This window comes from Runella defluvii, from assembly GCF_014195535.1.
GTDB lineage: Bacteria > Bacteroidota > Bacteroidia > Cytophagales > Spirosomataceae > Runella > Runella defluvii.
Genome location: NZ_JACIBY010000013.1, coordinates 149,562 through 172,294, shown reverse-complemented (window position 1 = coordinate 172,294; position 22,733 = coordinate 149,562). Strand labels below are relative to the sequence as shown.

Here is a 22,733-nt window from a genome sequence, read left to right as displayed (position 1 = left end):
TATATCTCGCATAAGACAATGATACTCAAGCACCAAGACTACCAACACTTGTTGTGGATATTATTGCTGATAGGAGGAGTAATGTCTTGTCAGCCTCGTTCAGAATCCACTAGTACGCTCACCACCGCACAGGTCATCTGTCGTACACAGCCCATTGACAAAGCTTGGTACAGCTCAGGGCAGAAGGCAGCGCTTTTTGATAGCTTGGGAGAATTGAATTTCCCCATTACTACACGCAGCCAAGAAGCGCAACGTTACTTCAATCAAGGACTAATGCTCGCAGCGGGCTTCAACCACGCCGAAGCTGCTCGTTCCTTTTATGAAGCTATTCGGCTAGATTCTACTTGTGCTATGGCTTATTGGGGATTTAGCTATGTGCTGGGGCCTAATTATAACGCAGGCATGGAAGCCGATAATTATGAACGCGCTTATAAAGCTATTCAGCAGGCGCGTCAACTGTCGAGTAATGGTACGGCCAAAGAAAAAGCATTAATCAATGCGCTTGCAAAACGCTACTCGGCCCAGCCCGTTGAAGACCGAAAACCGTATGATGTAGCCTATTCGCAGGCGATGGAGCAAGTTCACAAACAATTTCCAGACGATGCAGATGTTGCAGCCCTCTATGCCGAATCGCTTATGGATCTCCACCCTTGGGATTTGTGGGAACGTGATGGCACCCCCAAACCGTGGACTCCTGCCATCGTTACGACACTTGAAAAACTGCTCCAACAAAACCCCAACCACATTGCGCTAAATCATTATTACATTCATGCCGTAGAAGCCTCTCAAACGCCCGAACGTGGTCTAAAGAGTGCCGAAATACTCAGTAAAGTAGCTCCCAAAGCCAGTCATTTGGTACATATGCCTTCCCATATTTACATTCGCACAGGCCACTACCATGAAGGCTCCCTTAGCAACTGGAAGGCAGTCAAGGCAGATAGCCTTTATCTCATGGGCGAGTATGCGCAGGGAGCTTTTCCGCTTAGTTATTTCCCGCACAATTATCACTTTTTAGTAGCCACTGCCACGCTGGAAGGCAATTATCAATGGGCAATGAACTCAGCACAGCAATTAGCCGCAAATACCCAGAAAACATTGATGGCCAACCCTAGCTGGAGTACACTACAGCATTATTATACGATTCCCTATCACGTAGCGATTAAGTTTGGGCAATGGGACGAACTCCTCAATAGGTGCAAAGCCGATACTGTTCAGCTAAAATACCCTACTGCTATCCGCCACTATGCCCGTGGAATGGCTTTGGTAGGCAAACAACAAATCGCCGAAGCTAAGTTGGAACTTCAACAACTTGATAAATTAACAAACGACCCTAGTATCGCCTCTCTAACCATTTGGTCTATTAATTCAATGCACTCCATTTTAGAGATAGCACGTCGGGTATTGAAAGCAGAAATTCTGGCTCACGAACGACAGTTTCCTGCTAGTATCAAATTACTTGAAGAAGCCGTGCATTTGGAAGACCAATTAAACTATAACGAACCTCCTGATTGGTTTTTCTCCGTTCGTCATCATTTGGGTTTGGTTTTGCAAAAAGCAAATCGCTACCAGGAAGCTGAAGCTATTTTTGCCAAAGATCTCAGCCAATTCCCGCGCAATGGATGGGCGTTGTCGGGGATTTACAAAGCACAGGTCAGCCAAGGTCAAAGGGAGAAAGCCAAGCAAACGTTAACGTTGTTGGAAGAAGCACTGAAATGGGCGAATGCCGAAGTAAAAGCACAGTGGACAGACCTGGGCATTAACCACCACTAACCTGTTGGGTCTATTGCCAACAAGCGTACTATCCCTTAAAAGACATTTTATCTATTCCACCACATTCTCCGCCAGATTCGGTATCTTTGCGGAGTTTTTTTATTTCAAGTTAGTTTGATAACGTGTTCGTTATACGACTAACTAATAACAATTAACGGTGGCTTGCCACTTAGTATCATGAACCTGTTTAACGTTTATCCGATTTACGACATCGAACCCGTCCAAGCGCAAGGCTCTTGGCTCTGGGACAGCAAAGGCGAGAAGTACCTCGACCTTTACGGCGGTCACGCCGTGATTTCGGTGGGTCATTGTCACCCCCATTACGTCGAAAAAATGACAGAACAGTTGCGACGAATTAACTTCTATTCCAACTCTGTCAGGATACCGTTACAGGATGAATTGGCCCAAAAACTTGGCGACCTCGCTGGCTATCCCGATTATACGCTCTTTTTGTGCAACTCAGGTGCCGAAGCCAACGAAAATGCCATTAAGTTGGCCTCTTTTTACAATGGCGGTAGTAAAATAGTCGCCTTTACGAAGTCGTTCCACGGCCGTACGGCAGGAGCAGTTGCGATGACCGACAACCCGTCGATTGTTGCACCTGTCAACTACAACAAACACGTCACGTTTTTGCCGTTCAATGACGCCGAAGCCGTTCGTCAGCACGACATGACCGACGTGTGTGCCATCATCGTTGAAGGCATCCAAGGCGTGGGTGGTATCCAAGTAGCATCAGAAGAGTTTTTGCGGGCCATCCGTCAGAAATGCGACGAAAGTAACGCTACCTTTATTTTGGACAGCGTACAGTGCGGTTATGGTCGTTCGGGGAAATTTTTCTCAAACCAACACTACACCGACCTTCACGCCGACCTATACACCACGGCCAAAGGCATGGGCAACGGTTTCCCGATTGCGGGGGTTTTGATTTCGCCTAAGTTCCAAGCCAAATACGGCATGTTGGGTACGACATTCGGTGGAAATCACTTGGCGTGTGCGGCGGGTATTGCCGTGCTCGACATCATGAAAGACGAAAACCTCATGGCCAACGCCGTAGAAATCGGGGATTATTTGATGAAAGGCATTGCCGAAATCGGTGGCTACAAAGAGCTTCGCGGACGTGGGTTGATGATTGGAATCGAATACGATTTCGCCATTGAAGACCTCCGCAACAAGCTGTTGTTCGACTATAAATTATTCACGGGAGTAGCAGGCAAAAACACCATTCGTTTGTTGCCGTCGCTTGCGCTCAAAAAAGAAGAAGCTGATTTGTTTTTAGAAGCATTGAGCAAAGAAGTTCGCGTTTTAGCTTAATTAAAAGTTAGTCCCAAGATGCAATTCGGGACGCTCATGGTATCACGTCTCTGACGTTATAAGTGGAAAAACCCTGAAAAAGTAACCTATCTTTTTCAGGGTTTTTATTTATCTTTACCAAAGATACTTTTTAAAGAAACTGACCATGTTAACGAAAACCTCTCGTCGAAAAGCACTACTGCCTCCTCAAAAGGTGTCTATTGAAGAATATTTCAGGGCAGAAGGCAAATCCATTTATAAACACGAATACCACGACGGCATTATCAAAAAAATGGCAGGAGGAACTTTCAATCACGATAATTTAGCAGGTAAAGTAGTCACCTTTATCAATCTTTTTTTGGAGGAAAATAATTTGCTCTACTTAGTCAATGGTAGCGACACTAAAATTCGAATTGAGCAGTACAACAAATTTGTGTATCCCGATGCAGTAGTGATTTGTGAAAAGCCAGAGTTTTATCAAAATCGAAAAGATACAATTAGCAATCCTCTCGTCGTCGTAGAAGTACTGTCCGATTCCACCAAAGAGTACTACCGAACCCTCAAATACGAGTATTACCGCACCATTCCAAGTTTCAAAGAATACGTATTGGTACATCAGGACCGAAAACACGTATCGGTCTATACCAAACAACCCGATGCCACTTGGATTGTCCGCGACTACGACGGCGACGATGCCACCGCTATTTTGTACGCCATTCAACAATGCCCACTGTCTCTCAAACGGCTTTATAGAGGGCTAGAAATCGCAAACCCATAAAAAAACCGCAAAGCACATTCGGCCTTGCGGTTTTGAGAGACATTCGACATTCTCCTACATTCTATCGGGTACTTCAATCCCCAAGAGTTCCATCGCTTTACGAATCGAATCAGCGATAGCTTGGGTTAGTAACAAACGAACGTGCTGTGCTGCCGCGTTTGGCTCTTGTAAAATCGAAACTTCAGCGTAAAACGTATTATATACCTTCGCCAATTCGTACGCATACTGCGAAATCAACGCAGGCGAGTAGTTACGGCCCGCATCTGCTACTCGGTCAGGGAATTGCGTAAGGGCAAAAATCACTTCTTGTTCAGAAGCCGTCAATGCTACCGTCGAGGCAGGTTTGTTCCAATCAATGCCCAACTGCACCGCCTTGCGCAACACTGAGCGCGTACGGGCGTGGGTGTATTGAATAAACGGCCCCGTATGTCCGTGCAACTCCACCGATTCGGCAGGGTTGAACAACATCCGTTTTTGCGGATCTACTTTCAACAAATAATACTTCAACGCCCCCAACCCAAGCATCGAAAAGAGTTTTTGCTTTTCGGCCTCCGTAAAATCGTCGATTTTGCCTTTGGCGTTGCCTTCTTCGGCAGCGGCGGCGGTTACTTCTGCTACGAGTTCATCGGCGTCCACCACCGTTCCTTCCCGCGACTTCATTTTTCCTGATGGCAAGTCCACCATTCCGTAACTCAAGTGATAACAACCTTCGGCGTAAGTACGACCAAGGCGTTTGAGGATGGCAAAAAGCACTTGGAAGTGATAATCCTGTTCGTTTCCAACGACCCAAATCGACTTATTGGTAGAGAAATCGGTAAACTTCAAATCCGTTGTACCCAAGTCTTGGGTAATATACACCGAGGTGCCGTCGCCGCGCAAAACCAGCTTTTCATCCAGTCCCTCTTCGGTCAAATCAATCCATACCGAATTATCGGGCTTTTTGAAAAACACACCTTTGGCCAATCCTTCTTCTACGGCATCTTTCCCGAGCAAATACGTATTCGATTCGTAGTAGGTTTTGTCAAAACTCACCCCAATTTTCTGATACGTATCGTTAAAGCCCGCATACACCCACTCGTTCATGGTTTTCCAAAGCGTAACGGTGGCTTCATCGCCCTGCTCCCATTTGCGGAGCAATTCTTGGGCTTCGAGCATCCACGGCGCTTTTTTCTCGGCTTCTTCTTTGGTCATTCCCTCCGCTACAAGGGTTTGGATTTGCTGTTTGTATTCTTTGTCAAACAACACATAGTATTTTCCAATCAAGTGGTCACCTTTCATTTCGGCCGACTCGGGCGTTTCGCCGTTGCCCAGTTTGGCATAGGCCAGCATCGACTTACAAATGTGAATCCCACGGTCGTTGACAAGGCACGTTTTGATAACGTCGTAGCCATTGGCTTTCAAAATACGGGCAACGGAATCTCCCAAAAAGTTATTCCGTAAGTGTCCCAAGTGCAGCGGTTTGTTGGTATTGGGCGAAGAAAACTCTACCATCACCGACTGTCCATTGGGAGCGGCAAAGCCAAAATTTTCGTCGAGGGCCAAGGCATTAAGGGCGCCCACCCAAGCTGATTCGTCAATACTAAGGTTCAGAAACCCTTGTACGACGTTGAAACTGCTTACTACTCCCGACTTCTCCAACACGTATGCCCCGAGCGCATTCCCGATTTCAACGGGAGGTTTGCGGAGGCTTTTGGTGTACGGGAACGTTACGAATGTATAAAAACCTTCAAAATCTTTTTTGGTAGGTTGAAGTGCGATTGTTGGCTCTTCAACATTATAAATCTCCTTTAATGCACTTTGGAGAGAAGTTTTGATAATGGCTTCGATTTGCATAAGACGTGGTTCGTTGGTTGCTCCTCCTAGTAAGCGGAGACAGCTAAATAAGCCGCAAAAGTACGGCAAATTCGACAAGCAAATACTTGTATTCCCAAAAATTGGTTCTATTTTCGTATCATTCTCCACATTTAGCTTTGCCATGAAATGAAAAATAAGGTAGTTACCCTCCTGTTATTGGTCATCAGTTGGCTAACACTCCCTGCATCGGCGCAGTTGGAACAGTCAGTGCGTTTAGAATTTAAAGTAAACCAAAGCCTCGAAGAATACTTCGATGTCACTCCTTTGGACGAAGATGGGCTGCTCGTAACCCAGCGTAAAGAAGAATATTTTAAAAAAGAGAAATGGACATTTTACCGTTTCGACAGCTTGCTCAAACAGCGGTGGATGTCAGAATTTACGTTAGAAGACCAGCTTCACCCGATTAAGTCATACCACAATCAGCACTTTTTGTATTGGCTGCTTCAAGAAACCGATACCGACAAAGTAATGGTACTGCGTCTTGACCTTCAAAATGGCGAAACCGAAACCTTCAAAGGAGATTTGCACACCCGCGCCGACATCGTTCACTTCAAAGTGCTTGGTAATGTGGCTTTTATTGGCGGTTATCACAACAGCCGCCCCATGGTAATGGCTTTTTCATTTTTTGATAAAAGTGTGAAAGCACTGCCGTTTTTGTACACCACCAATACCGAAATCAGCAACCTCGAACTTGACGAACAGCAAAATCAGCTCCATGTGTTGCTTTACACGACCAAGCGCGGCGATTGCCATTTTTCCATCAAAACCTACTCGTACGAAGGCAAACTCGTCAAAACCACCGCCATGCCTTTTGAAAACGATAACGGACTGATTACGGGAAAAATCTTACCACTCGACGAGTCGTCGTCGCTTATTGTTGGCAATTATGCCCAAGGTTGTACGCAATATTCGCAAGGATTGTATTTTTCTAAAATCAAAGATGCCGAACCCGAAGGATTTCAGTGGGTTGATTTTTCTAAACTAGAAAACTTCTTCAACTACCTCAAACCCAAGCGAAAACAACGTGTGGTCGAGAAAATTTCTAAACAAAAAGAAGAAGGAAAAGAACCCAAGTTTCGTTACCGAATGCTGGTACACGACATCATTAAAAATGGAGAGGAGTTTATCTTAGTCGCCGAAGTTTATTATCCAGTTTATAAAAGTGGAAATATGTATTACGGTGGTGGGCGGTCAAACATTCACCGCGAATACGATGCTTTTCGATACACCCACGCCATCGTTTGTGGGTTCGATAAATCGGGCAAACTACTGTGGGACAACTGCTTTGCCCTCGAAAACGTCGAAAATATTGAGCTTTTGCCAATGGTACAAGTCACCCGACGCGATGGGCTGCTGGTATTGGCCTATCCCAAAGAGGAAAAAATTCATACGGAAGTCATCGAACGCAGTCGCGTAGTACGAGAAAAAGAAATCCACGAACTAAAAACTGCCGTTGAAGGTGAAAAAATTGTTGACAGTGAGCAAGGCGTATTAGCAGCTTGGTACGACCGTTTTTTTGTGGCGTACGGATACCAGAAAGTGGGCGGAGAAAAGTGGACAAGCAGTTCTCGCGACGTTTTTTATGTCAACAAACTCTCATACGACCCCAACGCTCCCCGCCCCGACGCCAAAGAAGAAGCGAAGAAAGAGAATTAACGTAACCTCAATTTTCCCAGCACTTTTTCGGCCGTTGCCTGAATGGCAGGGATAGCTACCGAGTTTCCAAACTGTTTATAAGCCGAAATATCGGCCACTACAATTTGGAAATCTTCAGGAAAACCCTGTAAACGTGCCCATTCGCGCGGGGTCATTTTGCGGATTCCCTCCCGATTTATTTCGCTTTTGATGCGCGTTTGGGGCGTAAAATCCGTAAGCCGATGGTCATATACGAGGTTTCGCTCACGTCCCATGCCCCCAACTACGATGGCATTGGCCACACCCTTGTCTGAGATAATTTCGTAACCAAAACCGTTTCCTTTGCTCTCATGCCGTTTTTTATGGTTAATCAACGTTTGCAGGTACTGGGTCGATAAATAATATTTTGCCGAAACAGGCTGTGGCTCTTTTGCGTCTTCAAACACGGCTGCTGAGTTGGTAGGCGCGGGATACTCAAACGAATCCACGCCCAAGTCGCCACGAAACCCCACAATAAAAATACGTTCCCGATTCTGTGGCACGCCAAAATCACGCGCATTGAGAACACGAGGTTCGGGCACAAAATAGCCTAAGTCATCGCGCAGTGTCGCAAGAATGGTGGCCAAGGTCTTTCCTTTGTCGTGCGTTCGTAGCCCTTTGACATTTTCCAAAAAAAACGCTTTGGGTCGTTTTCGTTGAATGACATCGGCTACGTCAAAAAACAGCGTTCCTCGCGTATCTTCAAAACCACCTCGCCGCCCCGCAATCGAAAATGCCTGACACGGAAACCCAGCACACAACACATCAAAGCCGTCGGGGATATGCGCCTTGGTCGATTCGAGCGTGATGTCTCCATAAGGTCGTTCGCCAAAATTAGCCTCGTACGTTTTTTGGGCTTGGACATCCCATTCACTACTAAATACACAGCGTCCACCCAAGCGTTGTAGAGCAATACGAAAACCACCAATTCCCGCAAATAAGTCGATAAAAGTAAACCAAGGTGTTTTGGAAGCATCCAATCGCATAAAAATGTTTTAATTTTTGAGCACCAGCCACACGCCGCCCATAATCAGCGCAATGCCCAGTACTCGCCACGCATTGATGGGATGCACCGCAAAACCCACCCACCCGAAGTGGTCGATAAGCACACCTGCCACTAGTTGCCCCGCAATAATCAGGCACAGCAAATTGGCAGGGCCAATGTCTTTGACAATAAAAATAACCGTGAGTACATAAAACGCCCCGCAAGCCCCTCCCAGCCACTTCCACCAAGCAATACTGCGCAGGGTGTCCCACGAGGGCATGGGGGCTTTGTTGAACAAGGCATAGCAAACCAACAAGCCAACCAGCCCCGTCACAAACGAGATGATGGATGAAAGAATAGGATTTTGAGTCGCCAACCGAAGCTGAGAGTTCACTCCCGACTGAAAGGTGTTGGTCACGCCAATCAAAAAAGCTAAAAGCAGAAAAAAGTAATACATGGGAAGCTGTCGTTGAATCTCACGTACAAACTTCCCAAAAATATGTTGGAATAAAAAGCGCAGCTATTTTGAACGGATGGCCTCTACAGGATCCATGCGAGCGGCTCCAAGGGCAGGAACGATGCCTGCCACTACCCCAATGATGCTCGACACACTGAGCCCTAGAATGATATTTTGGGTCGAAAGAATAATATCCAAACTTCCTAACGAAATGAAAGACAGCAAATACACCAGCCCAATGCCAACCAAGCCACCAATCAAGCTCAAGAAAATGGCTTCAAACAAAAATTGGAATAAAATAAAATAGTTTTTCGCTCCCAATGATTTCTGAATCCCGATGAGGTTGGTACGTTCTTTGACCGATACGAACATGATGTTGGCAATACCAAAACCACCTACCAAAATCGAAAAGCTACCAATGACCCACCCAGCAATGGTAATCACACCAAATACCCCCGACACGGCTTTGGTTGCTGCCTCGGGGCGGTTGATGGAAAAGTTGGTAGTTTGAGTCGGTTTAAGCCCTCTTTTGGTACGCAACAACCCTATAATCTCCGCTTCTAGCTCTACTTGCCCTTCATCTTCAGGCTTTCCTTTCACCACAATATCGACGCTGTTTTCAACCCGATTTTGAAAAGATTTAGCAAAAGTTAAGTACGGCAACAACACCTTGGTGTCGGGATTACCCGCAATATCAAACAGACTTTTTCCTTTTTTCTTCTGAATCCCCACAATCATGTACTTTAAACCCTTGATTTTAAAGCTTTTTCCCGTCGGGTCGGGGTCGCTTGGGAAGAGGTTTTCGGCGATTTCTGCCCCGATAATGGCCACACTGCGGCCTGCATCCACTTCTTGTGGGGTAAAATAGCGGCCTTTTTCTACGGTTACTTCCGAAACTTTGTTGTATTCGTACGACACCCCTTGAAGGAGCGCATCCATGCTATTATTGCCATTTTTTGCCGTCAATCCCCCTTTAAAGTCCATCACAACGGTAGCTTCGGCGCCTTCGATGCGTTCGGCTAGGAACTTATAATCGCTGTAGGAAGTCTCTGGCCATTGAAAATATTTCCACCACTGGTATTCGCCCCCAAAACCCCAAGGCCATTTTTGGACATAAAGTACGTCGGTACCGATTTCGGCCAAGCTCTGACGGATATTTTTTTCCAACGAATCCACAATGGTAAATACGCCCACAATCGCAAAAATCCCTACCGTTACTCCCAACAAAGAAAGGGTAGTACGAAGAATATTTGAGCGAAGTGCTTGCCAAGCAAAACGCAAACTCTCAAAGGTTTGTCGAAAAAACTTCATGGCCGCTAATAGTTAAGTTGTTACGGAATTTTCGGTATTGAAAACAAAATTCGATTTATGACGCTTTTTTCGCAAACATTTTACACAAGTGGCAATCCCGTAGTTTAATTGGTGACGATAAAAGTGGCGTTGGATGTAGTACCAATTCAGAAATTTAGATTTTCTTTGCAGGAAACTCATAGTTAGCACAGTCTATTGTATGAAAATCAGTACCAATTCGCGCACAGACCTTTATGTACATATTGCTCTGGTAGTAGCTCTGGTTGTGGCATTATTTTTGGGGTTCTTTTTCGTGTATTTACCATTTACAACCAATCACGGACAAAGTATCACGGTGCCTGACCTCAAAGGCATGACCTTGGAACAAATTGAAGACTACCTCGATGACCGTAATCTTCGGTATGAAGTGGCCGATTGTACGTTTGTCGTTGGGCAAAAGCCGCTCAGTGTCATTCGACAACATCCCAAAGCAGGAATGCGGGTAAAAGAAGGGCGGAAGTTGTATTTGTATATAACGACCCTCAATGCGCCTAATGTAAAAATGTCGCAGCTAGTGGATCGCACCAAAAACAGCGCCATCGCCGAGCTAAAACGTCTTGGGTTAATGTTAGGCCGTATCAATTACATACCCGACCCTGCCCACGATGCCGTGCTAGAACAATTGTACAACGGCAAGCCTATTTTGCCAGGAACACTGATTCCGCAGGGTTCTAAAATAGATCTTAACCTAGGAGATGGCATCGGAAATACTGAATTTGATGTTCCTGACGTTGTAGGTAAAACACTCGAAGATGCCCTTTTTGTCTTAAAAGGCTCCAACTTAGGAAAACCGCTTATTCAATACGTGGATGACCCAAGTCAGCCGCCAGGAACTATCGTACGACAAAACCCTGAGGCGGGAGCAGGCAACAAAATTCACGTCGGTGAAATCATCGACTTGTGGGTAGTCGGGTCGCCAGATACGCAACAGCAACCACAGAATGAACAACTTTAGAAGTAAGAACGTCACAGTGCAGAAAAGTAGCCATCGCGGCAAGTCATTTATTACGAGAGATAGGGCAAAGAACATGTCCCTGTCTCTTCTGTTTTTCTTTGGGATACTCCAATCCGTAGCTGCTCAGTGGGTCGTTGTCCCCGTTGGGCCGTCGGTTTCTAAAAGCCCCCAAAAAGCAGCGCGTACCCAAGCGCTTACATTGCCTTTTTTTGACGATTTTTCATTGTCAACCAATGGCCGCCCCGACCCTAACTTGTGGCAAAATGGCGGCACTTACGTAAACAACACATTAACAATAGGCCAGCCTACCCTCAATGTCGTTACTTTCGATGGTGCAGACGCCACAGGCCGTCCCTATAACTTTGCTAGTCCCTACGCCCAAGGAAACGGCGATACGCTCACTTCTCAACCCATTGATTTATCTTCGGTTAAAGATACTTCAGCTTATTTAAGTTTTTATGCGCAAATGCGCGGCTTGGGAGAACTTCCTGATACGACCGATTTCCTCCGTTTGTATTTTTTAAATCAGCAAGGAGAATGGAAAAATGTCTGGCAAAAAGAAGGACTTAAGCCTGATAATAACTTTAATTACACAAAACTAGCTCTTCAGCCTGAATATCTTCATCCCAGCTTCCAGTTTCGCTTCATTTCCTATGGCCGCTTGTCGGGACAATTTGATATGTGGCACTTGGATTATGTTTATCTCAACAGTCGTCGTCGGCTACCCGATCAATTTACCAGAGATGTTGCCTATCGCCTTCCAGTCAATTCATTCTTGAAGCGCTATACAGCCATGCCAATCAAACAATACTTGGCCCGCCCCGTTGCCGAAACCACAGACTCCCTAAAGAGCGAGCTCAACAACCTCTTTAATAGTTTTAACCCTATTACAGTTTCATATACAGTTCGAGATATTGCCAATAATCGCTTGCACATAGATTTTACCCAATTACCTGACAACATTTCGTCTTCGTCTCAAAAACCCGTTATTTTCAAACCCGCCCCTATCTCTTTTTCGGATACCCTTAAAAGAGTGGTCTTGAAAACGCAGTTTAAAGTACTCACAACGGACAACCAAAACTCGTCCATTCCAGGCATTGACCTACGCCGAAATGATAGCATTTCGGGCATAACGGAGCTTTCTGACTACTATGCCTACGACGACGGCAGTGCCGAAAGCGCGGTTTATTTCAACCGTTCGCTGGGACGTACTGCGGTTCGGTTTACGGTCAATACTCCTGATAACCTTTCGGGAGTTCGGATGAATATCGTGCCCGTTGTAAAAGATGTTTCGGGCCAATCCATCACAATTCAAGTATGGAGCAGTGAAAGAGGCCGTCCTAAAAGTATTTTATACCAAAAAGCCTATAAAGTATCATATCCTGCCCAGTTTAACCAGTTTATTGAGTTTCCGTTCGATTATGGCGTGGCTGTTCGTGATACATTTTACGTTGGCTGGCTTCAAATTGGGCAAGATGGCATCCCCGTTGGCCTCGACCGCAACAATGCTCACGAAGACCAAATATTTATCAATTCTGGACAAGAGTGGGTACCTTATACGAGTTTCAAAAACGACGCGAGTTTGGCGTATTTTCAAGGAAGTTTGATGCTGCGCCCCGTGTTAGGAACCGTGAAGCCATCAGACCCGCTGACGTCAGTCGAACCTACCGAAGAGGCCGAATGGGAGGTATATCCAAACCCTACTCGAGGCAGCGTAAGTTGGAATTCGGGAGATGTAAAATACATTGAAGTATATCAACTCAACGGTACACGATTGCGTTCTCAGCCTGTTCAGCCTGCCGAACGCAGCATTGACTTGACGCCGTTAGGGGATGGAATTTATTTTTTACGGCTTTCCAACGAAAAGAAAACTGTCGTGAAGAAAATTTTGTTGAGCAAATAAATTAAGAACAACGATGGATATTACAGTAGAAGAACTAAAACAACGCATCGAAAGCGGCGAAGAAATCAACCTCATTGATGTCCGCGAAGATTACGAATACGAAGCCGATAACATTGGAGGCGTGTTGATTCCATTGGGAGATCTTCCGCATCGCCTCTCCGAAATCGACCACCTCAAAGAACAAGAGGTATTGGTCCATTGCCGCTCAGGCAAGCGTAGCGAAACCGCCCAACGTTTTATGCAAAGCCAAGGTTTTACGAATGTTCGTAACGTCATTGGCGGCATTCTTGCCTACAACGAACTTGATTAGGTTTCGCCGTGCGCCATACAAAAAAGGGGAGCATTCGGCTCCCCTTTTTTGTTTTATACCGACATTACGTCTTGTTCTTTGGCGGTGTAAATCGTTTCGATTTTAGCGACAAAACTATCCGTTAGTTTTTGTACGCGTTCTTCGGCGCGTTTTACTTCGTCTTCCGAAACCCCTTCTTTGGTTAGTTTACGGAGTTCGTTATTTGTACTTTGGCGAATATTACGAACGTTCACTTTTGCCGTTTCGATTTCTTGTTTTACCCGCTTCATCAAATCACGGCGACGTTCTTCGGTGAGCATTGGAATACTCAAACGAATGTTTTCACCATCGTTGTTGGGCGACAACCCGAGCGAGCTATTACGAATCGCTTTCTCAATTTCTCCAATTATCTTTTTCTCGAAAGGCTTTATCGCAATCGTACGTGCGTCGGGGGTGGTTATCGAAGCTACGTTTTGGATAGGCGACATCACTCCGTAGTATTCTACTTGGATTCCGTCTAGCATGTTAGGGGAAGCTTTCCCCGCACGAATTTTCGACAACTCGATCGTCAAGTGCTTGATGGCTCTGTCCATCGTATCTTTCGCATCGTCGAGATACAATTCGATTTCTTCCATTGGTTGATTTACGTTATTCTATTGATAATTATGCTCTAAAGTTAATTCGACACCAGCGTCCCGACCGAATCACCATTGACCAATCTCAAGAGGTTGCCTGGCTTATTCATGTCAAAAACAATGATTGGCAAGTTGTTTTCCTTACAAAGGGCAAAAGCCGTCAAATCCATGATTTTCAGGTTTTCTGTCAAGGCTTGATCGTACGTGATTTTTTCGTAGCGCGTCGCTGTTGGATCTTTTTCAGGATCTGCCGTGTAAATACCATCCACCCGCGTCCCTTTCAATACCGCATCGGCATTGATTTCGATGGCGCGAAGCGCCCCTGCCGAGTCGGTTGTAAAGTAAGGGTTTCCAGTACCTGCTCCAAAAATCACTACCCGACCTTTTTCTAGGTGGCGTACCGCCCGACGGCGAATCATCGGCTCAGCCACTTGTTCCATTTTAATGGCCGACATCAAACGAGTGTACATGCCATGTTTTTCGAGCGAACTCTGAATCGCCATGCTGTTGATGACGGTTGCAAGCATCCCCATGTAATCTCCTTGCACGCGGTCAATGCCCGATTTTTCGACCGAGGCACCGCGAAAAATATTTCCTCCTCCAATCACAATCGCGACTTGAACGCCTGCATCAACCACTGTTTTTACTTCTTGGGCAAATTGCTGTAGAACGTCAAAGTCGATGACTTGTTTTTTATCGGGGCCGCTGAGGGCTTCACCGCTGAGTTTTAGGAGAATACGTTTGTATTTAGGTTGTTGCATAATAAATGTAATCGGTTTATTCAAACTCTATAAGTACTTGATTTTTGTCAACGCTATCGCCTTTGTTGACTTTAATGCTTTTTACCACGCCATCGCCTGAGGACTTGAGGGCGTTTTCCATTTTCATTGCCACCAATACCAACACCACATCACCCGATTTTACGACATCACCTACTTGTACTTTGATGTCCCAAATCAGCCCTGGCATCGGCGCTTTGAGGTTATTTACTTTGTTTTTGGTGCTGTTGTTTATCCCCATTTGTTCAAGCAACAGGTCAAAACGGTCTTTGGCAGCTACGTTATAAATGGTTTCATTTACCTTTACTTTGAAACTCTTATCGGCGTAGTTGGCTTCTACTACTTCGGCATTAAACGAGCGGTCGTCTTTGATAATGTGAAAATGACCATTGTCCAAGGCTACCAAATCCCACGCAAACGGTTGCCCGTTGAGCGTCGTAGTTTCGTTTTTTGTTTCTACTTCAAAAGCTTGTTGTTCGTTGATGATTACTTTTAACATGGTACTAGGTAGTTTATAAATTGTGAGATGAATGTGCCTACGACTCTACTTCCGAGGATTTCACTCGGCGATTTACTAAATAAATACCCGTTAAAATTACCCCCATTCCGAGGTATTGTTGAAAGCTAATTCGCTCGCCATCCATAATTCCCCAGCCAATTGCCACAATCGGAATCAAGTACGTCACCGACGATGCAAACAGTCCCGAAGCCAACTGAACTACCCGATTAAACAACACCGATGCCAATCCTGAACCTACCACACCCAACGCCAGCAAATACAGCGAAGGCTGCAAGTTTTGGGGAGTTGTTATTTTGGTAAAAAAGTCAGTGGTAAACAGCGCAATCAATGAAATAGGGCCGATGAAAACAAACGTCCAAGCCGTCATGGTCAGCGCTGGCAAGTGGCTCAATCGAAACGCAATGGTATTGATATTGACGCCATACATCAGCGTAGCACTCAAAATCAGGAACGCGTAAGGGTCAGCCACGTTAATGGCCCCCGTCAGATTCGACAGAATTAGTAACAAAGACCCAAGTAACCCCAAAATGATACCCGCAATTTGCATGGGGCGGCGCGGTTGGGCAAAAAATACGACGCCTAACACCAGCGTACAAAGTGGGCTCAGCGAATTGAGCATCCCCGACAACGAGCTATTGAGGCGCGTACCTGCTTTGGCAAACAAAAACGCAGGAATCACGTAGCCCATCAATGCCGATACCAATATAAACGGGAAACGGTCGAGCGGAATTTGGTTACGGGTTTTGAGCATAATGGGCACAAAAAAAAGCGAAGCCAAAAACAATCGCCCCGCTGCCACTTCCGTAACACTAAACGTTCCTAAGCTCTTTTTAATTAAAATGAAGGACGTCCCCCAAGTGAGGGCTACCAGAATCAGTAAAATCCACGCTTGCAAAGGATTTTTAGAAGAATCGTCCACGACAAACTGAGCTTATTTGATATTTTTATTTTGCAAAAATAGTGGGTTTATTGGATTTTAATGTGCTTGTCGATAAAGTTCATGTATTGTTCCCAATCGTAAAGCAAAATATCGTGACCTCCCTCGCGCAAATGGTAGCCGATTGTTTGTCCTACAGGCGTATTTACTGCAGGCATTTCGGAAGTACCTAAACCCGTTTTTTTGTACAACTGATACACTTTTCCCGCTTCCACAGCGCTCAAAAACTCACCTTTGGGGTCGGCCCACGTATCCTTGGAAGCGCTTGCCACGTAAAGCGGTCGGGGAGCAATTAAACTCAACAACTCGTGTTGATCGACGGGTAACTCCGCCACGGCTTTGTTATATTTTTTGTAGTTGGCACAAAACCAATGGGGAAATTGCGTGTTCAGATGTTCGACGGTCTCACCAATCCATCGGCGAGCCAATGCCGCCCCTCCTTCGCCCGAGTCGTTGGAAATCACCACTGCAAAACGCGGGTCTTCGGCACCCGCCCAGAGCGTCGCTTTTCCGATGCGCGAATGTCCAACGCCAATGATTTTTTTTGCGTCTATTTGCCCTTCGTGCTGAATCAAGTAATCGACCATGCGGCTCATGCTCCACGCCCATACGCCCAAAGCGCTCCATTTTTCGCGTTGCTCAGGGGTCAGCACGGAGCGTATGCCCGTTCTCCAACCTTCGGCGTGGTCTGGCTCAAGGTCGCCGTAATAGGCCGTCGCGACGGCGTATCCGCGGGCAACAATCGCTTCGTAAGGCCAACGTCGTTCGGCAATACCGCGTGAGGCTTCGGTCGCACGGTTGTTGACAAAACTTTTATCAAAACCTGAGTTGACCCAGTTTTCAGTCACCAGCACCTCTTTTTCGTGGGTAGTGCTGTGGTTTCCAGTGAAGTTGAGACTCACAAACGTGGGGGCTTTCTTCACATTTTTGGGCAAATACAACAAAACATTCAGCGCCGCAGTAGGCGAAATGGTTGGAAAACGTAGGGTAATTTGTTTGGAAATGGCTTTCCCACCCAACGCATTTTCGTTGACGGTTTTGACCTCCACCGTACTTTTGATAGTACTCGGAAAAGGATTCACGCCATAGAGTTCTTCGGCAAACAGCTTGAGTAATTCGGGGCGACGTGTTTTTTCCCATACCGAAACGGACGTCACGGGTTTTCCATTGGAAAGAACCAACGGATTGGGCAACGTATAAGCTGGCATTTGGCTTTCATCGTAGTTGACGGGGATTTTTTGTGCAACTGCTTTTCCAACTGCCAACCCAAGCACCAAGGCTACGGCTATCTGTTTCATTGATTATGTGTTTTATTCTGTCTTACTATTCAATCATTCAATCAGGTTAAACGCATTAAAAAACAGCCTCGGAGAGGTGAAACCTTTGTAGAAAAAGGTAAATAAACCCCTCCCTAAAGCCTCATCGGGATGACCAACGTTTGGTGAAAGAGGTCACCCCGATGGGGCTTTAGAGGATACTCATTCGTTCTTTCTACGAAGATTTGGCTCCTGCTGGAGCATAAATAGTCACTTTTTATTTTGATGCGTTCAATCTGATATTCAATGAAATCAATCAAACTGCTATTAAAAAATGTTAACCTCTTTCAAAGGCTACTCTCGCCTCATACCTTTGTTTAAAAACACTTACAGCCATGCATATCCAGTCATTGTCATTTAATAAAAGAGAACTTTTTGGAATAATACTTACCTGTTTTCTTGCACCTACGCTCTATTTTATTTTCAGCAACTATACATTTCTAGCCATAGACAGGCTCGTGATTGGATTTACCGAGTCCAAGCCTAGTGCATTAGGTATTTTGGGCTGCCCTCCCCAAAATTGGATGTACCCTGTTCGTTCCTCAATTTTCAAAATACTTATCACAACATTCATGCTTCTAGGTTATTTTACCAGTAAAAAAGCACATTTTCAAAATAGTTTCCCTCAATTACTCTTAGGAGCACTTCTTTTTATGCCCGTCGTTCATTTCACAGGAGTTTGGTTAGTAAATTTTTTGCACAGGCCTTTCGGATTTCTCAAAAACAAAGAACAATTGTGCTCAACACCACTTCCTATTTTAGGTAATTTTTATTATTACCGCTGGATTGAATTCGGGATTTCTTCACTGCTAATCTGTCTCTATATTTACGTTGGATTGAAGATTATTTTACGGCATTGGTCTCCATTTCAACGAATTTCTTTTCTCTTTTTTGGTAGTATCGCCTGTCTATTAGGATATTTATGCTGGTTTTTCTGGTTAGGCCCTTTTTTATTCCCATTTACATTTCATCATTAAACCTTATTTGTCCATTGAAAAACATTTTTAACTTTTCTACGCTCTGCCTAGTGGTATGGAGTACGTTGAGCCACGCACAAACACCCCCTTCTTGGCTCCGTTATCCTAGCATTTCTCCCGATGGCAAAACCATCGTTTTTACGTACAAAGGAGACATTTGGAAAGTTGCTGCTTCGGGCGGAGCGGCCGTTCCACTCACCCTCCATGAAGCCCACGACTACATGCCCGTCTGGTCGCACGATGGCAAACGAATCGCTTTTGCCTCCGACCGCCACGGCAACTTCGATGTATTTACCATTCCTGTCGAAGGTGGGGAAGCCAAGCGCATTACGTTCCATTCGGCCAATGAACTTCCTTATGATTTTAGCACCGACAACCAAAGCGTTGTTTTCGGAAGTGCTCGGCAAGATTTGGCCACCAACCGTCAGTATCCCGCAGGTTACATGACCGAATTGTACAGTGTTTCAATCAACGGAGGTCGCGTCAAACAACTCTTGACCACTCCTGCCGAAGACGTCAAGTACAACCGCGACGGCAGCAAGTTTGTCTATCACGACCGCAAAGGAGGCGAAAATGCTTGGCGTAAGCACCATACTTCTGCCATCGCAAGAGACCTTTGGGTCTATGACACCAAAACCCAGAAACATACCAAGCTCACCAATTTCGCGGGCGAAGACCGCAACGCCGTTTGGAGCGATGACAAAACGCTCTTTTACCTAAGCGAAGCCAATGGTTCGTTCAATATTCACAAACTGTCTTTGGACAATACGGCTCAGTCGCAAGCCATTACTTCGTTCAAAAAACACCCTGTTCGTTTTCTGAGCCGCGCCAACGACGGAGTACTTTGTTTTGGATTTAATGGCGAAATTTTCACCCTTAACCCCGCCGAGGGAGGAAATCCAAAGAAAGTCAACATCAGCATCGCGGCAGATACCCGCGCCAACAACGACCGCGTACTTTCGGTCAACGGTGGCGTAAGCAGCATGGCCGTTTCACCCAATGGAAAAGAAGTAGCGTACATTTTTCGCGGCGAAGTGTTTGTCAGTTCAGTGGAAGGCGGTATCACCAAACGCATCACCAACAGCGCAGGCCAAGAGCGGAGCGTAAGTTTTTCACCCGATGGAAAAGCCTTGGTGTATTCGTCGGAACGGGGCAACCGTTGGAAAATCTTCGAGACGCGCATTAGTCGCAAAGAAGAACCGTACTTCTATGCCTCTACTTTGTTAAAAGAAAGCGAACTCATTGCCAATGAGAAAGAAAACTACCTGCCAAAGTATTCTCCCGACGGCAAAGAAATCGCCTTTGTGGAAGACCGCGCGACGCTCAAAATCCTTACATTGGCTACCAAACAAACCCGTACCATTCTGACTAACCAAGACTTGTTTTCGTGGGGCGACCACGACCAGTATTTTCAATGGAGCCCCGACGGAAAGTGGTTTTTGTTTGATTATAAAATCCCCAATCTCCGCGAAGGCGAAGTGGGTCTTATTTCTACCGACGGCAAAGGTAAAATCACCAACCTTACTCAAAGTGGCTTTGAAGACGAAAGTCCCAAGTGGGTGCAAGGCGGAAAAACCATGTTGTGGTTTAGCAACCGCGAAGGTTTGAAAAGCCTTTCTCAGGGAGGCAATTCTCAATCAGACGTTTATGCGATGTTTTTCACCCAAGCCGCTTTTGATAAGTTCAAATTGAGCAAAGAAGAAGCCGCTTTGGCCAAAGAAGTAGAAGAAAAAGCGGCGAAAGCTGATACCACCAAAAAGAAAGATGCCAAAAAAGATTCGACGGTGGTGATTGAACTCGACGGGTTGGAATTGCGCAAAGCCCGTTTGACCATTCATTCATCCAACTTATCGGATGCCCTTATCAACAAAGATGGCGATATGCTTTATTATCTTTCGCGCTTTGAAAAAGGCTATAACCTGTGGAGCACCAACCTACGCACCCGCGAAACCAAACAGCTTGTGGCACTCAATGCCAACGGCGGTGGCAGCATGGTGTGGGACAAAGAACAGAAATCTATTTTCTTGAACTCCGACGGGCGAATTTCGAAAATTGACCCTACTTCTGGCAAACAAGAAAGCATTGGCATCAGCGGCGAAATGAACCTCGACGTGGCGGCCGAACGGGCGTTTATGTTTGAGCACGTATGGCGCCGTACCAAAACGACCTTTTACACAGCTACTTTCCACGGTGTGGATTGGGATAGCTACAAACCTGATTACGAAAAACACCTTCCTCATATCGGAAATAACTATGAGTTCTCAGAATTACTTTCAGAGTTATTAGGCGAACTTAACGTCTCACACTCAGGTGCTTCGTATTTTGGAGGAGGAACTGCGGGGGCCGACGCTACAGCTGCTTTGGGTGTTTTTTACGACCAAAGCTTTACAGGAACAGGAATGCGCGTAGAAGAAGTGATAAAAGATGGCCCGCTCGACAAAGCAGGCTTAAACATCAAAGCAGGAACCATCATCGAAGCCATCGACGGCGAAACCCTTACTCCTGACCGTGACTACGCGCAGTTTTTGAATCGTAAGTCGGGCAAAAATGTTTTATTGACCTTGCTTGAAGGCACAGCACGTCGTGAAGTAGTGGTAAAACCTATTTCGGTGGGCGAAGAAAGCCAATTGTTGTACAAACGCTGGGTACGCCGCAACCAAGACGAAGTAGAAAAACAGAGCAACGGAACACTGGGCTATATTCACATTCCTGGCATGGCCGATGGGCCTTTCCGCGTTACGTACGACGAAGTAATGGGTAAATATGCCCTCAAAAAAGGCATTGTGGTCGATACCCGCAACAACGGCGGTGGCGACTTGGTATCTGATTTGGCCACTTTCTTTTCGGGTAAAACCTACATGTACAACTCCACCGACAAACGGGTTATTTATTCGGAGCCAAGCTATCGTTGGAGCAAAGCGAGCATTTCGTTGGCCAACGAAGCCAACTATTCCGACGGCCACTGTTATGCCCACATGACACAAGCGGCTTCGCTCAATAAGCTCGTCGGGATGCCCGTACCAGGAACTTGTACATTTGCAGGTTGGGAAACCTTACAAGACCCAAGCATCCGCTGGGGCGTACCGCCTGTGGGAGTGAAAAGCATGGCGGGCACCTACCTAGAAAACGCCCAAACCGAACCCAACATCAAGGTTTCTAACGAGTACGACGTAGTAGGCAAAGGCAAAGACCAACAGCTAGAACGTGCCGTAGAAGAATTGGTGAAAGAGGTGAAGTAGAGGAAGCATCTTCAAAAGCCTCGTTGATGGCTCCAATTAGGGTCTGTCAATGGGGTTTTTGGACAATTATCGTTAAAATATGACAGTAGAAGAATACGCTATAGCTTATTTACAGCAAGAAATTCAGTTAGTAAAAGATAGGCAAGAGCCTTTACTCACAAATTTTGAGAAGGCAATTATCTATAAATATTCTGTAACTGGATACGAAGATGTAAATGAACAACTGCGATTAAATCAAGGTCAGAATTTACCACTTTTCGCCCAACTTCTTAATGAATGTTTGTCAAAACTACCCGACTATGAAGGAGTTGTTTATCGAGGTGAAGATTTATCTCAAAAGCAAGCAGAAATATACATTAGAGCATTTGAAGAAGATGAGATTATAACCAAAAGTCAATTCTACTCCTCAAGTCGAAGCAAAGAAACGGCTTACATGTTTGGAAAGACATCCATAAAAATTTACAGTAAAACGGGTAAAAAGATTGAGCATATTGCTAACTTTGGGATAAATGACTCTCAAAATGAGCGAGAAGTATTATTTCGGTGTAATACTAATTTTGAGGTTGTTGATATTTTGCAAGACGAGCACGGTAATTTGTTAAATGTGGTACTTTACGAAATTTGATTATGGCTATACTTACTCATAAACCAAAGGAAGAAAAGCCTGACTTGCTATTTCATGATATTATGGAGTCTTTGCGTATCTCATATCAGGAAAGTTACGGTGAAGAAGATATGGCTCTCAATAAAGAGATACTTACTAGTATGATGGATGATATCAAACATAAATTAAAAAACAGGAAACTGCCAAAACAAATAAAAGTTCGCCTCATCAATCTACTAGATAAATTTCAAGATCTCTATGAAGCACAATTCCAATTTAGCGGTTTTGATTCGATCATAGAAGTTCCTGAAGGAGTCTCTTATGAAGAGTACTTAAACACTATTCCTGGGTGGCGTTTGCACAAAAAATTTCAATCTTCGCTCGAAACAGAGCTGCTCCCTAATACGCCCTCCCAATAGAA

20 protein-coding genes are annotated in these 22,733 nt (G+C 45.4%); 11 read left to right on the top strand and 9 right to left on the bottom strand.

Features of this window, described 5'->3' with window-relative positions:
- Positions 1–18: 18 nt before the first annotated feature.
- The 3 genes from FHS57_RS24630 to FHS57_RS24620 all read left to right on the top strand — a co-directional run bounded on the left by FHS57_RS24630 (position 19) and on the right by FHS57_RS24620 (position 3,838).
- Positions 19–1,770: a tetratricopeptide repeat protein gene (locus FHS57_RS24630; protein WP_229601445.1), complete on the top strand. Its 1,752-nt coding sequence runs from the start codon at positions 19–21 to the stop codon at positions 1,768–1,770.
- 174 nt (positions 1,771–1,944) lie between these two features.
- The gene (locus FHS57_RS24625) at positions 1,945–3,081 is read left to right on the top strand and encodes an aspartate aminotransferase family protein (protein ID WP_183978419.1); all 1,137 of its coding nucleotides are present in this window, start codon (positions 1,945–1,947) and stop codon (positions 3,079–3,081) included.
- Between the two features lie 145 nt (positions 3,082–3,226).
- Positions 3,227–3,838: a Uma2 family endonuclease gene (locus FHS57_RS24620; protein WP_183978354.1), complete on the top strand. Its 612-nt coding sequence runs from the start codon at positions 3,227–3,229 to the stop codon at positions 3,836–3,838.
- 54 nt (positions 3,839–3,892) lie between these two features.
- Here FHS57_RS24620 and argS read toward each other — a convergent pair whose 3' ends face one another.
- Positions 3,893–5,671 carry an arginine--tRNA ligase gene (gene argS, locus FHS57_RS24615; protein WP_183978417.1) on the bottom strand — a complete coding sequence of 593 codons (1,779 nt, stop codon included), beginning with the start codon at positions 5,669–5,671 and terminating at the stop codon, positions 3,893–3,895.
- 147 nt (positions 5,672–5,818) lie between these two features.
- Here argS and FHS57_RS24610 point away from each other — a divergent pair, with 147 nt between their 5' ends.
- On the top strand, positions 5,819–7,348 hold the full coding sequence (locus FHS57_RS24610) for a hypothetical protein (protein ID WP_183978352.1): 1,530 nt from the start codon (positions 5,819–5,821) through the stop codon (positions 7,346–7,348).
- On the opposite strand, the gene FHS57_RS24605 is transcribed toward FHS57_RS24610, so the two are convergent.
- The 3 genes from FHS57_RS24605 to FHS57_RS24595 form a co-directional block, all read right to left on the bottom strand.
- Entirely contained in the window at positions 7,345–8,352 is a 1,008-nt protein-coding gene (locus FHS57_RS24605) for a DNA cytosine methyltransferase (protein ID WP_183978350.1), read from the bottom strand. The genes FHS57_RS24610 and FHS57_RS24605 overlap by 4 nt on opposite strands.
- Before the next feature lie 9 nt (positions 8,353–8,361).
- Positions 8,362–8,808, bottom strand: coding sequence for a DMT family transporter (locus tag FHS57_RS24600; RefSeq protein ID WP_122932492.1), 447 nt, complete (start codon positions 8,806–8,808; stop codon positions 8,362–8,364).
- Positions 8,809–8,871: 63 nt separating this feature from the next.
- Positions 8,872–10,119 carry an ABC transporter permease gene (locus FHS57_RS24595; protein ID WP_183978348.1) on the bottom strand — a complete coding sequence of 416 codons (1,248 nt, stop codon included), beginning with the start codon at positions 10,117–10,119 and terminating at the stop codon, positions 8,872–8,874.
- 199 nt (positions 10,120–10,318) lie between these two features.
- Between FHS57_RS24595 and FHS57_RS24590 the strand changes: the two genes are divergently transcribed.
- The 3 genes from FHS57_RS24590 to FHS57_RS24580 all read left to right on the top strand — a co-directional run bounded on the left by FHS57_RS24590 (position 10,319) and on the right by FHS57_RS24580 (position 13,326).
- Entirely contained in the window at positions 10,319–11,113 is a 795-nt protein-coding gene (locus FHS57_RS24590) for a PASTA domain-containing protein (RefSeq protein ID WP_183978346.1), read from the top strand.
- Positions 11,114–11,186: 73 nt separating this feature from the next.
- Positions 11,187–13,016 (top strand): T9SS type A sorting domain-containing protein, encoded by a 1,830-nt coding sequence (locus FHS57_RS24585; RefSeq protein ID WP_183978344.1) that lies wholly within the window; start codon positions 11,187–11,189, stop codon positions 13,014–13,016.
- Positions 13,017–13,029: 13 nt separating this feature from the next.
- Positions 13,030–13,326, top strand: coding sequence for a rhodanese-like domain-containing protein (locus FHS57_RS24580; RefSeq protein ID WP_183978342.1), 297 nt, complete (start codon positions 13,030–13,032; stop codon positions 13,324–13,326).
- Between the two features lie 53 nt (positions 13,327–13,379).
- Here the strand turns inward: FHS57_RS24580 and frr are convergent, their stop codons facing one another.
- From frr to FHS57_RS24555, 5 genes are read right to left on the bottom strand one after another with little or no spacing between them, the layout of a single operon-like run.
- The gene (gene frr, locus FHS57_RS24575) at positions 13,380–13,940 is read right to left on the bottom strand and encodes a ribosome recycling factor (RefSeq protein ID WP_122932497.1); all 561 of its coding nucleotides are present in this window, start codon (positions 13,938–13,940) and stop codon (positions 13,380–13,382) included.
- 41 nt (positions 13,941–13,981) lie between these two features.
- Complete coding sequence (pyrH, locus tag FHS57_RS24570; protein WP_028523940.1) at positions 13,982–14,701, bottom strand: UMP kinase; 720 nt, start codon at positions 14,699–14,701, stop codon at positions 13,982–13,984.
- A 16-nt stretch (positions 14,702–14,717) separates the two neighbouring features.
- Positions 14,718–15,218: an acyl-CoA carboxylase biotin carboxyl carrier protein subunit gene (locus FHS57_RS24565; RefSeq protein WP_183978340.1), complete on the bottom strand. Its 501-nt coding sequence runs from the start codon at positions 15,216–15,218 to the stop codon at positions 14,718–14,720.
- 37 nt (positions 15,219–15,255) lie between these two features.
- Positions 15,256–16,158: a DMT family transporter gene (locus FHS57_RS24560; RefSeq protein WP_183978338.1), complete on the bottom strand. Its 903-nt coding sequence runs from the start codon at positions 16,156–16,158 to the stop codon at positions 15,256–15,258.
- A gap of 47 nt (positions 16,159–16,205) precedes the next feature.
- Positions 16,206–17,474 carry a glucuronyl esterase domain-containing protein gene (locus tag FHS57_RS24555; RefSeq protein WP_183978336.1) on the bottom strand — a complete coding sequence of 423 codons (1,269 nt, stop codon included), beginning with the start codon at positions 17,472–17,474 and terminating at the stop codon, positions 16,206–16,208.
- Between the two features lie 353 nt (positions 17,475–17,827).
- Here FHS57_RS24555 and FHS57_RS24550 point away from each other — a divergent pair, with 353 nt between their 5' ends.
- The 4 genes from FHS57_RS24550 to FHS57_RS24535 all read left to right on the top strand — a co-directional run bounded on the left by FHS57_RS24550 (position 17,828) and on the right by FHS57_RS24535 (position 22,731).
- Positions 17,828–18,469: a hypothetical protein gene (locus tag FHS57_RS24550; RefSeq protein ID WP_183978334.1), complete on the top strand. Its 642-nt coding sequence runs from the start codon at positions 17,828–17,830 to the stop codon at positions 18,467–18,469.
- 14 nt (positions 18,470–18,483) lie between these two features.
- Entirely contained in the window at positions 18,484–21,708 is a 3,225-nt protein-coding gene (locus FHS57_RS24545; RefSeq protein WP_229601444.1) for a S41 family peptidase, read from the top strand.
- A gap of 79 nt (positions 21,709–21,787) precedes the next feature.
- A complete protein-coding gene (locus tag FHS57_RS24540; RefSeq protein ID WP_183978330.1) occupies positions 21,788–22,333 on the top strand; it encodes an ADP-ribosyltransferase in 546 nt (181 codons plus the stop codon).
- 2 nt (positions 22,334–22,335) lie between these two features.
- Positions 22,336–22,731 (top strand): hypothetical protein, encoded by a 396-nt coding sequence (locus tag FHS57_RS24535; protein ID WP_183978328.1) that lies wholly within the window; start codon positions 22,336–22,338, stop codon positions 22,729–22,731.
- The last annotated feature ends 2 nt before the right edge of the window (positions 22,732–22,733 follow it).

Excerpts from the sequence above, each read along its gene's own strand:
- frr (WP_122932497.1), bottom strand. The coding sequence starts at position 13,940 with ATGGAAGAAATCGAATTGTATCTCGACGATGCGAAAGATACGATGGAC.
- FHS57_RS24590 (WP_183978346.1), top strand. The coding sequence starts at position 10,319 with ATGAAAATCAGTACCAATTCGCGCACAGACCTTTATGTACATATTGCT.
- FHS57_RS24595 (WP_183978348.1), bottom strand. The coding sequence starts at position 10,119 with ATGAAGTTTTTTCGACAAACCTTTGAGAGTTTGCGTTTTGCTTGGCAA.
- FHS57_RS24565 (WP_183978340.1), bottom strand. The coding sequence starts at position 15,218 with ATGTTAAAAGTAATCATCAACGAACAACAAGCTTTTGAAGTAGAAACA.
- FHS57_RS24580 (WP_183978342.1), top strand. The coding sequence starts at position 13,030 with ATGGATATTACAGTAGAAGAACTAAAACAACGCATCGAAAGCGGCGAA.
- FHS57_RS24610 (WP_183978352.1), top strand. The coding sequence starts at position 5,819 with ATGAAAAATAAGGTAGTTACCCTCCTGTTATTGGTCATCAGTTGGCTA.
- FHS57_RS24585 (WP_183978344.1), top strand. The coding sequence starts at position 11,187 with ATGTCCCTGTCTCTTCTGTTTTTCTTTGGGATACTCCAATCCGTAGCT.
- FHS57_RS24630 (WP_229601445.1), top strand. The coding sequence starts at position 19 with ATGATACTCAAGCACCAAGACTACCAACACTTGTTGTGGATATTATTG.
- FHS57_RS24550 (WP_183978334.1), top strand. The coding sequence starts at position 17,828 with ATGCATATCCAGTCATTGTCATTTAATAAAAGAGAACTTTTTGGAATA.
- FHS57_RS24605 (WP_183978350.1), bottom strand. The coding sequence starts at position 8,352 with ATGCGATTGGATGCTTCCAAAACACCTTGGTTTACTTTTATCGACTTA.
- FHS57_RS24620 (WP_183978354.1), top strand. The coding sequence starts at position 3,227 with ATGTTAACGAAAACCTCTCGTCGAAAAGCACTACTGCCTCCTCAAAAG.
- FHS57_RS24540 (WP_183978330.1), top strand. The coding sequence starts at position 21,788 with ATGACAGTAGAAGAATACGCTATAGCTTATTTACAGCAAGAAATTCAG.
- FHS57_RS24600 (WP_122932492.1), bottom strand. The coding sequence starts at position 8,808 with ATGTATTACTTTTTTCTGCTTTTAGCTTTTTTGATTGGCGTGACCAAC.
- FHS57_RS24535 (WP_183978328.1), top strand. The coding sequence starts at position 22,336 with ATGGCTATACTTACTCATAAACCAAAGGAAGAAAAGCCTGACTTGCTA.
- pyrH (WP_028523940.1), bottom strand. The coding sequence starts at position 14,701 with ATGCAACAACCTAAATACAAACGTATTCTCCTAAAACTCAGCGGTGAA.
- FHS57_RS24555 (WP_183978336.1), bottom strand. The coding sequence starts at position 17,474 with ATGAAACAGATAGCCGTAGCCTTGGTGCTTGGGTTGGCAGTTGGAAAA.
- argS (WP_183978417.1), bottom strand. The coding sequence starts at position 5,671 with ATGCAAATCGAAGCCATTATCAAAACTTCTCTCCAAAGTGCATTAAAG.